This window comes from Kocuria sp. CPCC 205231 (assembly GCF_040980965.1).
Lineage (GTDB): Bacteria > Actinomycetota > Actinomycetes > Actinomycetales > Micrococcaceae > Kocuria > Kocuria rosea.
The window spans coordinates 1-13,571 of the sequence record NZ_JAVKPP010000004.1 but is presented as its reverse complement, the minus strand read 5'-3'; the positions used below and the strand labels follow the sequence as shown (position 1 = coordinate 13,571).

General features: G+C 76.3%; 10 protein-coding genes. 7 read left to right on the top strand and 3 right to left on the bottom strand.

Features of this window, described 5'->3' with window-relative positions; translation table 11 throughout:
- The first annotated feature begins 2 nt into the window (after positions 1-2).
- The 3 genes from RF640_RS04775 (at position 3) to RF640_RS04765 (ending at position 4,331) form a co-directional block, all read left to right on the top strand.
- Positions 3-1,277, top strand: coding sequence for an O-antigen ligase family protein (locus tag RF640_RS04775; RefSeq protein WP_368826810.1), 1,275 nt, complete (start codon positions 3-5; stop codon positions 1,275-1,277).
- Positions 1,274-2,800 carry a lipopolysaccharide biosynthesis protein gene (locus RF640_RS04770; protein WP_368826809.1) on the top strand — a complete coding sequence of 509 codons (1,527 nt, stop codon included), beginning with the start codon at positions 1,274-1,276 and terminating at the stop codon, positions 2,798-2,800. The genes RF640_RS04775 and RF640_RS04770 overlap by 4 nt, the downstream gene beginning before the upstream one ends.
- A 169-nt stretch (positions 2,801-2,969) precedes the next feature.
- Complete coding sequence (locus tag RF640_RS04765) at positions 2,970-4,331, top strand: hypothetical protein (RefSeq protein ID WP_035926665.1); 1,362 nt, start codon at positions 2,970-2,972, stop codon at positions 4,329-4,331.
- Between the two features lie 70 nt (positions 4,332-4,401).
- Here RF640_RS04765 and RF640_RS04760 read toward each other — a convergent pair whose 3' ends face one another.
- On the bottom strand, positions 4,402-5,349 hold the full coding sequence (locus RF640_RS04760) for a 4-(cytidine 5'-diphospho)-2-C-methyl-D-erythritol kinase (protein ID WP_368826808.1): 948 nt from the start codon (positions 5,347-5,349) through the stop codon (positions 4,402-4,404).
- Positions 5,346-6,248, bottom strand: a complete 903-nt coding sequence (gene rsmA, locus RF640_RS04755) for a 16S rRNA (adenine(1518)-N(6)/adenine(1519)-N(6))-dimethyltransferase RsmA (RefSeq protein WP_368826806.1) — start codon at positions 6,246-6,248, stop codon at positions 5,346-5,348. The genes RF640_RS04760 and rsmA overlap by 4 nt, the downstream gene beginning before the upstream one ends.
- A gap of 253 nt (positions 6,249-6,501) precedes the next feature.
- Between rsmA and RF640_RS04750 the strand changes: the two genes are divergently transcribed.
- Positions 6,502-7,398, top strand: a complete 897-nt coding sequence (locus RF640_RS04750) for a DUF559 domain-containing protein (RefSeq protein ID WP_368826804.1) — start codon at positions 6,502-6,504, stop codon at positions 7,396-7,398.
- A gap of 181 nt (positions 7,399-7,579) precedes the next feature.
- Here the strand turns inward: RF640_RS04750 and RF640_RS04745 are convergent, their stop codons facing one another.
- Entirely contained in the window at positions 7,580-8,593 is a 1,014-nt protein-coding gene (locus RF640_RS04745; protein ID WP_368826802.1) for a TatD family hydrolase, read from the bottom strand.
- 159 nt (positions 8,594-8,752) lie between these two features.
- Between RF640_RS04745 and RF640_RS04740 the strand changes: the two genes are divergently transcribed.
- From RF640_RS04740 to RF640_RS04730, 3 genes are read left to right on the top strand one after another with little or no spacing between them, the layout of a single operon-like run.
- Positions 8,753-9,703, top strand: coding sequence for a MoxR family ATPase (locus RF640_RS04740; protein WP_017832385.1), 951 nt, complete (start codon positions 8,753-8,755; stop codon positions 9,701-9,703).
- Positions 9,700-11,070 carry a DUF58 domain-containing protein gene (locus RF640_RS04735; protein ID WP_290467502.1) on the top strand — a complete coding sequence of 457 codons (1,371 nt, stop codon included), beginning with the start codon at positions 9,700-9,702 and terminating at the stop codon, positions 11,068-11,070. The genes RF640_RS04740 and RF640_RS04735 overlap by 4 nt, the downstream gene beginning before the upstream one ends.
- Complete coding sequence (locus RF640_RS04730) at positions 11,067-13,484, top strand: transglutaminaseTgpA domain-containing protein (protein ID WP_368826799.1); 2,418 nt, start codon at positions 11,067-11,069, stop codon at positions 13,482-13,484. Before RF640_RS04735 ends, RF640_RS04730 begins: the two co-directional genes overlap by 4 nt.
- Positions 13,485-13,571 lie beyond the last annotated feature (87 nt).

Here is a 13,571-nt window from a genome sequence, read left to right as displayed (position 1 = left end):
CCGTGGCGCTCCTGAGCCCCTCGGTGGTGCGGCCGGCCCCGGTCCGCCGCGCCACCGGCGTCCTGCCCGCCTGGCCCCTGCTGGTCCTGTTCTGGGGGCTGCCGCTGATCTGGGCCTCCGGCGCCCTGCAGTTCGCCCCGGCGCTGCTCGCCGTGGTCATGCTCTTCCTGCTCGTGCTCCACCGCTCGGTGACGGTCCCGTGGCCGGCCTGGCTGCTGGTGGTGTTCCTGCTGTGGATGGCGGCGAGCTCGGTGCAGATCGAGGGGTTCGGCTCCTGGATGGGCTTCGCGCTGCGCTGGGTCAACATCTGCGCCGCGCTGATCTACTTCGTCTACTACTGGAACGCCCGGGAGACCCTGGACCACCGGCGGTTCCTGCGGGCCGCCGTGGTCGCGTGGGCCACGCTCGTGGGACTGGGCCTGCTGACGTTCGTGATCCCCGAGGCGCGGCTGACCACCCCGATCGGCCTGCTGCTGCCGGAGGGCATCACCTCCAACGCGCTGGTGCAGAACTTCTTCTTCCCGCCCCTGGCGGAGGTCCAGCTCCCCTGGGGCGCGCCCGAGCCGTACAACCGGCCGGCCGCACCGTTCCCGTACACCAACGGGTGGGGCTCCGGGTTCGTGCTCCTCACGCCCCTGGTCCTCGCCTACCTCACCACCGTCCGCTTCCGCGCCCGGCACCTGCTGATCGTGGCCGGGCTGGTGGCCTCGCTCGCCCCGGCCGTGGCGACCACCAACCGGGGCATGTTCCTCGGCATCGCGGTGGCGCTGGGCTACGTCATGGTCCGGATGGTCCTGCGGGGCCGGATCGGGGTGGCCCTGGCCGGGGTCGCCGGCACGGCCGCCGTCGGCGGGTGGCTCGTGGCCAGCGGCGCCGTGGAACGGATCCTGGGCCGCCAGGAGTACAGCGACAGCACGGGCACCCGCTCCGACCTGTACCGGGACACGTTCCTGGCCACCCTGGACTCCCCGCTGCTCGGCTACGGGGCGCCGCTGTACGACGAGACCGTCGGCATCGAGATGGGCACCCAGGGCTACGTCTGGACCCTCATGTTCTGCTACGGGCTCGTGGGGCTGGGCCTGTTCGTGGCCTACCTGCACGGGACCACGCTGCTGACGCTCAAGGTCCGCACCACCACCGGGCTGCTCGTGCACTCCGCGCCCGTGGCCGCGTGCCTGTTCTTCACCTACTACGGCCTCGACGCGGTGCAGTTCATCCTGATCAGCCTGAGCCTGGCCGTGCTGCTGCGCTCCCGGCGCTACGGGGAGGGGCTGTGAGCGCGCAGCCGCTGGCGCGCTCGGGCTCGCTGACCTTCGCCTTCGTGGTCACCGGTGCGGGCCTCGCCTTCGCCGCCACGCTGGTGGTCTCCAACGCCTCGGGCGCGGCGGCGGCCGGTCAGTTCTTCCAGGTGGTGGCCGTGCTGGCGATCGCCACCACCCTGTCCACTTTCGGCGCCGACACCGGGCTGGTGCGGGCGGTCCCCGCCCTCACCGCCCGGGGCCAGGGCGCCGCGGTGCCCGGGGTGCTGCGGATCGCGGCCCGGCCGGTGCTCGTGCTCGCCGCGGGCGTCGCCGCCACCGCGGCCGTGCTCACGGCCGTGCCCGGGACCCTGCCCGACGGCGTGGGCCCCGCCGTGCTGCTCGCGGCGCCCTTCCTCGTGCTGGGCGCCGTGCTCAACCTCGCCTTCGGCGCCCTGCGCGGGCTGCACCGGGTGCCGACCTTCTCCTTCCTGCAGAACGTGGTGCTGCCCTCGCTGCGGGTGCTCGGCGTCCTCGCCGTCGTCGTCGCCGGCGGCGGGCTGCTCGCCCTCACGGCGGCGTGGACGGCACCGGTCGCCGTGGTCGCCGTGCTCGCCCTCCTGCTGCTGCGCCGCTGTCTCCGGGACCTGCGCGACCGACCCGGGGCCGCTCCCCCGCCGGAGCCGGACCAGCAGCGGCGGGCGTTCTGGTCCTTCTCCTCCGCCCGCGGCGTGACCGCGGTGGTCGAGGCGCTGCTCGAGTGGCTCGACGTGCTGCTCGTGGCCGCGTTCCTGGGCCCCGCCGCGGCGGGCGTCTACGGCGTGGTCAACCGGTGCATCCGGGTGGGCGCCATGCTCGACCACACCGCGCGCATGGTCACCGGCCCGTCCATCAGCGCCGCGCTGGCGGTCGACGACCTCGCCACCGCCCGCTCCGTGTTCACCCGCACCACCGCCGTGCTCGTGGCCGGCGCCTGGCCCTTCTACCTCACCCTGCTGCCGTTCGGGCCGGTGGTCCTGTCCTTCTTCGGCGAGGGCTTCGAGTCCGGCTACCCCGCGATGCTCGTCATCGCCACCGCCATGCTCCTGGCCGTCTCGGCCGGCGGCGTGCAGTCCCTGCTGCTGATGGCCGGGCGCAGCCGGTGGCAGCTGATGAACAAGTCCGCGGCCCTGGCCGTGGCCGTGGCCCTGAACCTGTGGCTGATCCCGCAGTGGGGCCTCGTGGGAGCCGCCACGGCGTGGGCGGCGTCGGTGCTCACCGACACGGGGCTGGCCCTGTTCCAGTCCGTGCGGCTGCTCGGCATCGCCCCGCGCTGGTCCGTGGTCGGCGCCATCGCCGCGGCCGCGGCCGTGCTCACGGGCGGGGGCGGGCTGGCCGTCCGCGCCCTGCTCGGCACCACCACCACCGGCCTGCTCGTCCACCTCGCGCTGACCGGCCTGCTCGTGGCCGGCGCCGGGGCGGTCCTCGTGCTCCGGGGCCGCGCCGCCGTCCGGGGGACGGACGCCGAGGCGTGTGGTCCGAAGAGACCACGGGATCACCGGGTCCTGCTGTGGTCCCGATGAGTTTGCATCTGTAATATTTCAATCGATCGACATCGGAATCAGGACGTGGCCGACCGGGCTGGACCCGGCAGCGCTTCCCGGGGCCGGGGTCGGCGATCCGCCGGGGGGCGGACGCCGGGCGCGGCTGCTCCATCCGAGACGACCCGCGATCCACCAGGGGGAAATCCACATGAGCGAGACTCTGAACACCATCGGCGCCGAACGGCGCCGAACCCGGGACGACACCGTCCGGGCCCGGCCGAACCGGCCGGAGCCGGCGGACCCGACGCCCGCGTGGCGCCGCGTCCTGCACCGGTGGCCCACGATCCTCAGCACCTGGCTCGTCGTGCTGGCCGCCGCCCTCGTGGCGGGTCTGCTGTGGCCGCCGACCTACCAGGCGACCGCCTCGATGACCGTCACGCCGAGCGCGGTGAACCCGCTCACCGGCGACTCCGGCTTCGAGGAGGTCGAGATGCAGACGGAGATGGCCACGATGGCCTCGCAGCGCATCACCCTGCGGGCCGCCGCCCTGCTGCAGGACGTCCCCGTCGAGGAGGCCGACCCCGCGCTGGCCGAGGACCTGCTCGAGCGGCTCTCGACCACTGCCCCGGACGACACCCAGGTGCTCCGCGTGACGGTGACCGGCGACGACCCGAACCAGGCCGCCGAGCGCGCCAACGCCCTGGCCACCGCCTACCTCGCCGACCGCGGCGAGGACGTGCAGACCACCGCCGACGACACGCTGAAGCGCATCGACGAGTCCATCGCCGGCCTCGAGCGCAGCGACGACGACTCCTCCAGCCTGCGGCAGCTGCGCGAGCAGCGCACCGCCCTCGCCCTCATCGCCCCGACGCCGGGCCGCGTGATCAGCGAGGCCACGCCGCCGCAGGAGCCCTCCTCGGCCGGCATCCCGCTCTTCGTGGCCGGCGGCGTGGTCGGCGGCCTGGTCCTCGGCGCCCTCGCCGGGGCGTTCCGGGAGCGCGCCGACCGCAGCGTGCGCCGGCCCGACCGGCTCGCCGACGGGACCGGTTCGCCCGCCGTGGTGCTGAACTCCGTGGACGACGAGGACGGCGCGCTCGAGCTGCTGCGCCGGCTCTCCCAGGACGAGGACCGCGCGGTGCCGCGGCCCGGCTCCCGGATCGCCGTGCACTCGGCCCTGCCCGGACAGGCCACCGTGGTCGTCCAGGCACTGGACGCCGTCGTCTCCTCGTGGGGCGGCACCGTGGAGGTCGTGGACACCCGCACCCTCACGGACGCCGTGGGCCCGCTGGGCGACACCGACTGGCTGGGCATGGACGACACCACGCCCTCGCTGCTCGTGGCCACGGTCCCGCCCCGCGCGGGTGCCGCCGAGCTCGCCGCCCTGACCGACCGGGTGGACGGCGTGGTTCTGGCCGTGGAGCCCCGGGGCCGGCTGCGCCGGTTCCAGGAGCGCTTCGAGCGGCTCAGCGGCCGCGGCGCCGCCGTGGTCCCCGCGTTCGTGGTGCAGCGCCAGGTGCGCCCGGGCACGGACGCCGCGCCGGCCCGGGACGCCGCGCCGCAGCACCGCTGATCGTCCGCCGGCGCCGCCTGAACCCGGGAGGTCAGGTCAGATCCAGGCGCCGGCGGCCGGAGGCCAGGGGTCAGGGAGCCCGCACCGCGAGAGCGGGCGCTCCCTGGCCCCTGAGCACGTCCGCGAGGTCCTCGGCCGCGGCGGCGTCCGCCACCAGGTGCGCCACCGTGGGCCCGGACCCGGACACGAAGCTCGCCAGGGCGCCGGCGGCCGCGCCCGCGGCCAGCACCGGCCCCAGCTGCGGCGCGAGGGACAGGGCCGCGGCCTGCAGGTCGTTGGCCAGCAGCGGGGCCAGCTCACCGGCCGACCCGGCGCCCAGGACCGCCTCGAGGTCGCCCGGCAGCCGCGGCGCCGGGACGTCCTGATCCGCGCGCAGCCGGTCCAGCTCCGCGTAGACGGCGGGCGTCGACAGGCCCGCCTCGGCCGCCACCAGCACCAGGTGCAGCGTCGCCCCGACCGCCACCGGGCGCAGCCGGGATCCCGTCCCGGTGCCGACCGCGGCCCCGCCCGTCAGCGCGAACGGCACGTCGGCGCCGAGACCGGCCGCGAGCTCCAGCAGCGCGTCGTCGTCGAGCTCGGGCTCCCCCGAGACGCGGGCGGCGAGCCGGTTCACGGCGACCAGGGCCGCCGCGGCGTCCGCGGAGCCCCCGCCCATGCCGCCGGCCACGGGCACGGCCTTGTCGAGCTGCAGGTGCAGCCCGCCCGCCAGGGGCGGGAAGCGGGCGAGCACGGCCTCGGCGGCCCGGACGGCCAGGTTGGACCCGTCGGTGGGCACGGCGTCCAGGGAGAACGTCCCGCGGTCGAGCTGCTGGGCCACGAGCGAGCCCGGGACCGCCGCCACGCCCACGGTGGTGCCGGTGCCCCGGGTCAGCGTGGCCGTCACGGTCTCCCCCGTGCTCACCGCGCAGTACAAGCTCGCGACGTCGTGGTAGCCGTCCGGTCGCGGCGGGCCCGCGGCGAAGAAGAGGTTGACCTTGCCGGGCGCGCCGGCGCGCTCCGTGAGCAGCACCGCGGTCATGCCCCGCGCACCCCGGCGGTCAGGCCCGCGGCGGCGCCGGCCCGCGCGATCCGGGCGAACTCGTGGACGTCCAGCTTCTCCCCGCGCTCCCCGGGGTCGATCCCGGCGGCCTCGAGGATCTCGCCGGCCGCCGCGGCGGAGCCCGCCCAGCCGGCGAGGGCGGCCCGCAGGGTCTTGCGCCGCTGGGCGAAGGCGGCGTCCACCGCGGCGAAGACCAGCTCCCGGTCCACGTCCGCCACCGGCTGCTCGCGGCGGACGAAGCGCACCAGCCCCGAGGCGATCTTCGGCGCCGGCCAGAACACGTTCTTCCCGATCGTCCCGGCCTTGGTGACCTCGGCGTACCAGGAGGCCTTGACCGACGGCACCCCGTACACCTTGGAGCCCGGCGCCGCGGCCAGCCGGTCCGCGACCTCCTCCTGCACCATGACCAGCCCGCGGCGGATCGAGGGGAAGCGGGCCAGCAGGTGCAGCAGCACCGGGACGGCCACGTTGTAGGGCAGGTTCGCCACCAGGGCGGTCGGCTCGGCGGGCAGCTCCTGCACGCGCATGGCGTCCTGCTCGAGCACGGTCAGCCGCCCGGCCAGCTCGGGGCGCAGCCGCTCCACCGTGTGCGGCAGCTGCGCCGCCAGCGGCGGGTCGATCTCCACCGCCACGACCTGCTCGGCGGCGTCCAGCAGCCCCAGGGTCAGCGAGCCGAGGCCCGGTCCCACCTCGAGCACCGTCTCGTCCTCCCCCAGCCGCGCGGCGGCGATGATCCGCCGGATCGTGTTGGGGTCGATCACGAAGTTCTGCCCCAGCGTCTTGGTCGGCCGGATCCCGAGCTGCTCGGCGAGCGCCCGGATCTCCGCGGGCCCCAGCAGGGCGCGGGCGGCGGGCTCTGGCGCGGTGGATTCTGTCACCGCCCCATCGTATCGGCCCGGCCCCGGCACCCCCTGACGCCGCCGAGCCCCCACGTTCCGGCCCCCTCGCCGCCGAGCCCCCACTGCGGTCGCATATCCCCACCATTCCTCTGGGGATATGCGACCGCAGTGGGGGCTCGGCGAGCACCGTATTCGCACTCCCCATTTCCCTGCTGCGCGGTCCGTCCGTTGTCTTGTTCCCGGGGGCGGCGGCACCGGCCCGCCCGGCCGGCTCCGGACCTATCACGGAGTCATGACCGAGCCCATGAGCCTCCACCAGCTGCACGACACCGGCCTCAGCGGCCGAGGGATCCGGCGCCGCCTCCGCGACGGAGATCTCCACCGGGTCCACCCTGGCTACTTCACGGCGTCGGACGCCTATCTGCGACTCAGACCCGAGGAGCAGGCGCTGCTCCGGCACCGGGCGCTCAGCCGGGCTGCCTCCGTGCCGCCGATCTTCTGTCTCGCCTCGGCGGCCCTGGTGCACGGCCTGGATCTTCGGCGCGTCCCGGCCCGTCTGCACACGCTCACCCGGCCGGGGCAGGGAACCCACAACGGATACGCCGGCATCGTGAGGCACCAGGAGCCCCTGCCGGCGTCCGACATCGTCGCTGTCGGCGGGCTGCGCGCGACCACAGGTGAACGAACTCTGCTGGACTGCGCCCGCCTGCTGCCTTTCACGGACGCCGTGGTCCTGGCAGACCAGGCGCACTGTTTCGGTCTCACGCGGGCCCGGTTGGAGCAACGACTACCGGAGTGGGCCGGCCGACGCGGCGTGCGCAGAGCTCGGCGCGTGCTCGCCGCCATGGACACGCGCTCTGAATCCGTGGGTGAGACCCTTACCCGCCTCATGCTGGCGGAGTCCGTCCTGCCGGCGCCGGAGCTGCAGTGGGTGATCGTGGGCCGGACGGGGACCTACCGGGCCGACTTCGCGTGGCCCGAGCAGTGGCTGGTGCTCGAGTTCGACGGCGAGAGCAAGTACAGCGACTCCGCGGCCACGGTGATCCGCAACGAACGGCGGCGCGAGGTCGAGATCCAAGAGCTCGGGTGGACCGTCATCCGGGTCGGTTGGCACGACGTCGTCCGTACCCCGGCCGCGACCGTCGACCGGATCTCGGCCGCACTGCGCCGCACGGCAACGCCCCGCTGACCCAGGCTCCATCCCTCCCGGCCCGCCGCGTACCCGCCACTGGCCCGCCGAGTCCCCAAAGTGCTCGCATTTCCCCAGAGAGTTTCTGGGGAAATGCGAGCACTTTGGGGACTCGCCGCGTGAAGGGGCCAAGGTGTGGGGACTCGGCGGGGCGGGGAGGGGAAACGGGGGGCGCCGCGGGTCAGAAGGGGCCGTACACCTCCAAGGTGTTCGCCCAGAGGCGCTCGCACAGCGGCTCGAGCTCCTGCTCGAGGATGCCCGCCATGCCGCGCACCGTGTAGTTGACCACGTAGCTGGCGTTGGGCCGGCCCCGGTACGGGTGGGGAGTGAGGAACGGGGCGTCGGTCTCGGTGAGCACCAGCTCGGGGTGGGCGGTGCGCAGCGCGGCCTTGAGGTCGTGGCTGTTCTTGAAGGTGACGGTCCCGGAGAAGGACATGTACCAGCCGTGCTCGTTGCAGGTGCGCGCGAGCTCCTCGTCCCCGGAGAAGCAGTGGAACACGGTGCGCTCGGGGGCGCCCTCCTCCAGCAGGACGGCGACGACGTCGGCGTGGGCGTCCCGGTCGTGGATCTGCAGCGCCTTGCCGGTCTCCTGGGCGAAGCGGATGTGCTCCCGGAAGGACCGCTTCTGGTGCTCCCGCCCCTCCCCCTCGGTGCGGTAGTAGTCGAGACCTGTCTCGCCGAAGGCCCGGACCCGCTCGTGCTCCCCCAGGGAACGGATCGCGGCGAGCGCCTCGTCGAGGGTCCCGGCGGCCGCGAGCTTCGGCGCCTCGTTGGGGTGCAGCGCCACGGCGGCCAGAACCCGGGGGTCGGCCTCGGCGGCGGCCACGGCGAAGCGGGAGGAGGGGACGTCGCAGCCGACCTGGACGAGCCCGCCCACCCCGGCGAGGGCGGCGGCGTCCGCGGCGTCCCGGACCGAGACCTGGACCCGGCCGTCCTGCAGGTCGAGGTGGGTGTGGTTGTCGGCCACCGGGTGCGGCAGCGGCTCCGGCGCCGGCGGGTAGGAGAGGTTGCGGCGGCGCCCGTCGTCGGCCTGGGCGGAACGGCGCCGGGTGCCCTCCCCCGCGGGGACGTCCTCGGGCACGGCGTAGTGCTCGGGCTCGTAGGCGGCGGGGGCCGCGCCGGGGGCGGGAGCGGGGCGGGCGGCGGGGTTGGGCCACAGGGAGGCGGCGAGGAGGGTGGCGTTGGGGTCGGTCACGGGCGGCACCTCAGGAGGTCTCGGGGAGCGGATCGGGAAAGAGGACGGGACAGCGGACGGGAGAGCCGACGGGAAACACGCGGGCACCGACCAATCTACGAGCTGGGCCCGGGCAGACATACTGGGAGCTGCAGACGCGAGCAGGAAGCCGAGGAGACCATGGAGTCCTTCCCCCAGTACACGCAGGCGATCCTGGACCGGATCAACGCGGTGATCGACGGCAAGCCGGAGGCGGCGCGCACGGCCCTGAGCGTGCTGCTGGCCGGCGGGCACCTGCTGGTCGAGGACGTGCCGGGCGTGGGCAAGACCATGCTGGCGCGCACGCTGGCCACCGCGATCGGCGGCACGGTCTCGCGCGTGCAGTTCACCCCGGACCTGCTGCCCACGGACATCACGGGCGTCTCGGTCTACGACCAGGCCCGGCGCGAGTTCGAGTTCAAGCCCGGCCCGGTGTTCGCCAACGTGGTGATCGGGGACGAGATCAACCGGGCCTCGGCCAAGACGCAGTCCGCGCTGCTCGAGTGCATGGCGGAGGGCCAGGTCACGGCGGACGGCACGACCTACCGGCTGTCGACCCCGTTCATGGTGGTGGCCACGCAGAACCCCGTGGAGATGGACGGCACGTTCCCGCTGCCGGAGGCGCAGCGGGACCGGTTCACGGCCCGGATCTCGATGGGCTACCCGGACACCGCGGCGGAGATGACGATGCTCACCGACCACGGCGGCGGCTCCCCGCTGGAGGGCCTGCAGCCGGTGGTCTCCCTCGAGGACGCGGCCCGCCTGGTGGCGCACGTGCGCGGCATCCACGTCTCGGACGCGGTGCGCGCCTACATCGTGGCGCTGGGCCAGGCCACGCGCTCGCACCCGCAGATCCGGCTGGGCGCCAGCCCGCGGGCCCTGCTCCAGCTGCAGGCCGCGGCCCGCGCGGAGGCCGCCCTGAGCGGGCGCGAGTACGTGCTGCCCGACGACGTGCGGGCGGTCGCGGTGCCGGTGCTCGCCCACCGCCTGATCCTGGACCGGCGCGCCGGCACCGACTCCGCGGAGGAGCTGGTGCGAGCGGTGCTGGACGAGGTGCGGGTCCCGGCCGAGCACACCCCCCGGACCCGATGAGGCGCCGGCCGGCGCCGGGGCGCACGGCGGAGGGCGAGCGGGCGGAGCAGCCCGTGGACTCCCGCGCCCGGTTCACGGGGCGCGGCTGGGCCTTCCTGGGGGCCGGCGCCCTGTGCCTGCTGCTGGCCACCTGGCTGGGCCGCAAGGACGTGCTGGCGCTGGCCCTGTTCCTCGGCGGCGCCCCCCTGTTCGCGGCCATGTCCCTGTACGTGGTGAAGCCCAGGGTGCTGCTCAAGCGCGGCGTGGACCCGGCGCTGGTGACGGCCGGGGACTCCGCGGTGGTCCGGCTGCGCGTGCGGCACCGGACCCGGCGCGGCGGGACGGTCACCGGGGCGGTCGCCGTGCACGAGACGGTCCCGGAGCCGCTGGGCGGGGACCGCGAGCTGGTCGTGGAGGCCGGCGGGGAGCCCGCCGCCTACACCGTGCGCCCCCGCCGCCGGGGCGTGTACGCGCTGGGGCCGGCCACCGTGCGGGTGGCCGACCCGTTCGGCCTCGCCGCCGAGCTGCTGGACGCCTCCGAGCGCACGTCCCTGCACGTGGCCCCGGACCCCGTGGAGCTGCCGGAGATCAGCGCCGACCGGCTGCGGGAGTCCGGCACCGACCCGTCCCGGACGGCGCAGCCGCAGCCGGGCCCGGACAACGTCACCACCCGCGAGTACCGGCACGGCGACCCGATGCGCCGGGTGCACTGGGCCGCCTCCGCGAAGCAGGGCCGGCTGATGGTCCGCCAGGAGGACCCCCGCAGCACCCGCCGTCTGACCCTGGTCCTGGACCGCGACGAGACCTCCTGGCCCGGGGAGCGCCTGTGGGCCGGTGTGCTCCCCAGCACCGCCGAGTTCGAGTGGGCCGTGTCCTTCACCGCCGCCGTGTTCGAGCACCTCACCCAGCGCGAGACCGCCCTGCACGCCCTCGACACCTTCGGGCGCCCGCTCCCCCGCGGCGGCGAGGACGACGACGACGCTCCCGCCCGCACCCGCGCCACCGCCGTCACCGACGACGGCGCCGAGGACGCCCGGCACGGGCTCGCGCGCGTCCGCCCCGAGCCCGCACCCCGGGAGACGGGGACAGGCGGGACCGCGGAGGACGCGCTGGCCGAGCGGTTCGACCGCGACGGCCTGGTCCACCCCGTGCTGCTGGTCTCGGGGGACCTCTCCGCGGCGGCCGCCGAGCGGGTCCTGGGCGGCACGCGGCGGGCGGCCGCCGGCAGCGCGGTGCTGGTGACCTCCTCCCCCGACCACGTCCCGGACGGGGCGGGGGTGCTCGAGACGGCGGGCTGGTCCGTCGTCGTCGTGCCGGCGTCCGCCGCGCCCGAGGACGCGTGGGCGCAGCTGGGCTCCGGGGCTCGCGCGGCCGGGGCCGTCCGGTGAGCGCCGCCGTCCGCGCCCCTGCGCCCGCCCGCCCGCCGGAGACCGCCGGACCGCCGGAGGACGCCAGGACGGGCCGCCGCCCGGTGCGCGCCGTGCTGGGCCTGGCCGGCACGGTCCTCGTGGCGGTCGGGCTGTCCCTCGTGGCGCTGACCGGGGTCCTCGACGGCGCGGGCTGGGTCCCCGGCGCGCTGCTCGCGGCCCTCGCCGTGGTCGTGGCGACCACGACGTCCCGCCTGCTGCGGCTGCCGGGCCTGCTGGCGCCCCTGTTCGGCGCCGGCGCCCTGACGCTCGTGCTCACGCTGCTGTTCCTGCGCGAGCCCGCGCTGCTCGGCCTCGTGCCCACCCCCGGGAGCCTGTCCCTCGGCGCGGAGCTGTGGCGGGAGGCGGCCGGGATCGTCGCGGAGCGGCCGGCCCCGTACCCGGGGGGCGCGGCGCTCGCGTTCGTCGCCGCCCTCGCCACGGGTCTCGTGACCCTGTTCGTGGACACGGTGCTCGTGGCGCTGCGGGCGCCGGGGCTCAGCGCGCTCGGCGTGCTGGCGCTGCTGGTGGTGCCCGCCCTGGTGCTGCCCGGGAGCGTGGGCGCGGCCGGGACGGCGGCCGCGGTGCTCGCGGCCCTGGTCCTGCTCGGCGGCGGACGGCGCTTCGGCGCGGTCCGCGAGCCCCGCACCGCCGCGGCGCCGGGCAGCTGGCCGCGGGCCCTCGTGGTGGGCGCCGGTGTGCTCGCGGTGACCCTGCTGGTCCCGGGCCTGGTGCCCGGCTTCGTCAACGGCGCGTTCCCCCAGGGCAGCGGTCTCGCCGGCGAGCGCGCCTCCGGGGTGGGCCCGCTGCGGGCCGTGGGACAGGACCTGCGCTCCGCGCAGCAGCTGCCGCGCCTCGAGTACACGACGAGCACGGACGAGCCCGAGCTGCTCCGGGTCCTCACCCTCGCCGACTTCTCCGGGGCGGAGTGGTTCCCGGACACCACCGGGCTGGACCCCGAGCTCGACGACCTCGGGCCCACCCCGCTGCACCCGGTGGGCGAGGGCCCCGAGCGCAGCACCTCCGTGGAGCTGCGGGACTGGTCCGAGCGCTGGCTGCCGCTGCCGTGGGCGCCCGTGGACGTGGCGGGGCTCGAGGACGGCGGCTGGGCCTGGAGCCCGCTCGACCTCACCGTGCACGGGGCGCAGGTCCCGCCCGAGGGCACCGCCTACGAGGTCCGCTCGATCGTGCCCGAGCCCACGTCCGCGCGGCTGCGCGAGGCCCCCGCCGCGCCGGACTCCCCGGAGCTCGCCCCGTTCCGCGAGCTGCCGGGCGAGACCCCGGCCGCCCTCCGGGACGCGGCCCGGGAGCGGGCGGGGGACGCCCCCACCGCCTTCGACCAGGCCCTGGCCCTGCAGGAGTGGCTGCGCTCGGACGAGTTCCGCTACGACGTGGACGCCCCGCTCGCGCAGGGCTACGACGCCGGCGGCATGGCCTCCCTCGAGGAGTTCCTGGCCGTGCGCACGGGCTACGCCGGGCACTTCGCCCCGGCGATGGCCGTCATGGCGCGGGAGCTCGGCATCCCCGCCCGCGTGGCGGTCGGCTACCTCCCGGCCACCGGCGCCGCCCCGGACGGGCCGGCGGACGCCGACGAGCCGTTCGGGGACGCGGCGGAGGCGGGCGCCTTCACGGTCCTGCCCCGCGACGCGCACGCGTGGCCGGAGCTGTGGTTCGAGGGCTCCGGGTGGGTGCGCTTCGAGCCGACCCCCGGCACCGGCGACCTCCCCGGCTACGCCGCCGAGGGGCCGCAGGACGGGGACGGGCAGTCGCAGGAGGGCGAGGGCACCGCGGAGCCCACCGGCGCCCCGACCGACGCCCCCACCCCGGCGAGCACGGCGGACAGCCCCGACGAGGACGCCCCCTCCGCCGAGCCGACCGCCGTGCCCACCCCGGAGGCCCCCGCCGCGCCGGAGGCCGACGACGACGCCGGACCGGCCGGGTGGCTGCCCTGGCTGGCCGGGATCCTGACCGCCGCGCTGCTCGCCCTGCTGGCCGCCCTCCCCCGGCTCCTCCGGTCCCGGCGGCGCCGGCGCCGGATGCGGGTGCTGGGCGACGCGCAGGCGCCGGCGGCCGATCGGGCCCTGGCGGGGTGGGCGGAGGTCGAGGACCTGGGTGTCGACCACGGGCTGGGCCGCGCCGCCGCGGAGACGCCCCGGGCCTACGTGGACCGGCTCGGCGCCGTGGTCCCGGCCGCCGCGCCGGCGCTGGGGCGGCTCGGCCGGGACGTGGAGCGGGCCCTCTACGCGCCGGGCACCGCGGAATGGACCCCCGAGGCCGGCCCGGAGGACGTCACGGCGCTGCGGACGGGTCTCGCCGAGCGCGGCGGCCCCGGCGCACGGCGCGCCCGGTGGCTCCCCCGCTCGGTGACGACCCGCTCGGTGCCGCCCCGCAGCTGAGCGAGCGGCCCCGAACGCCGAGTCCCCCCGGTGCTCGCAGTTCCCCCGGATCGATCCGGGGGAACTGCGAGCACCGGGGGGACTCGG

Bases quoted from the DNA above. Each gene is read 5' to 3' on its own strand.
- RF640_RS04750 (WP_368826804.1), top strand. From the start codon at position 6,502: ATGACCGAGCCCATGAGCCTCCACCAGCTGCACGACACCGGCCTCAGC.
- RF640_RS04760 (WP_368826808.1), bottom strand. From the start codon at position 5,349: ATGACCGCGGTGCTGCTCACGGAGCGCGCCGGCGCGCCCGGCAAGGTC.
- RF640_RS04765 (WP_035926665.1), top strand. From the start codon at position 2,970: ATGAGCGAGACTCTGAACACCATCGGCGCCGAACGGCGCCGAACCCGG.
- RF640_RS04735 (WP_290467502.1), top strand. From the start codon at position 9,700: ATGAGGCGCCGGCCGGCGCCGGGGCGCACGGCGGAGGGCGAGCGGGCG.
- RF640_RS04740 (WP_017832385.1), top strand. From the start codon at position 8,753: ATGGAGTCCTTCCCCCAGTACACGCAGGCGATCCTGGACCGGATCAAC.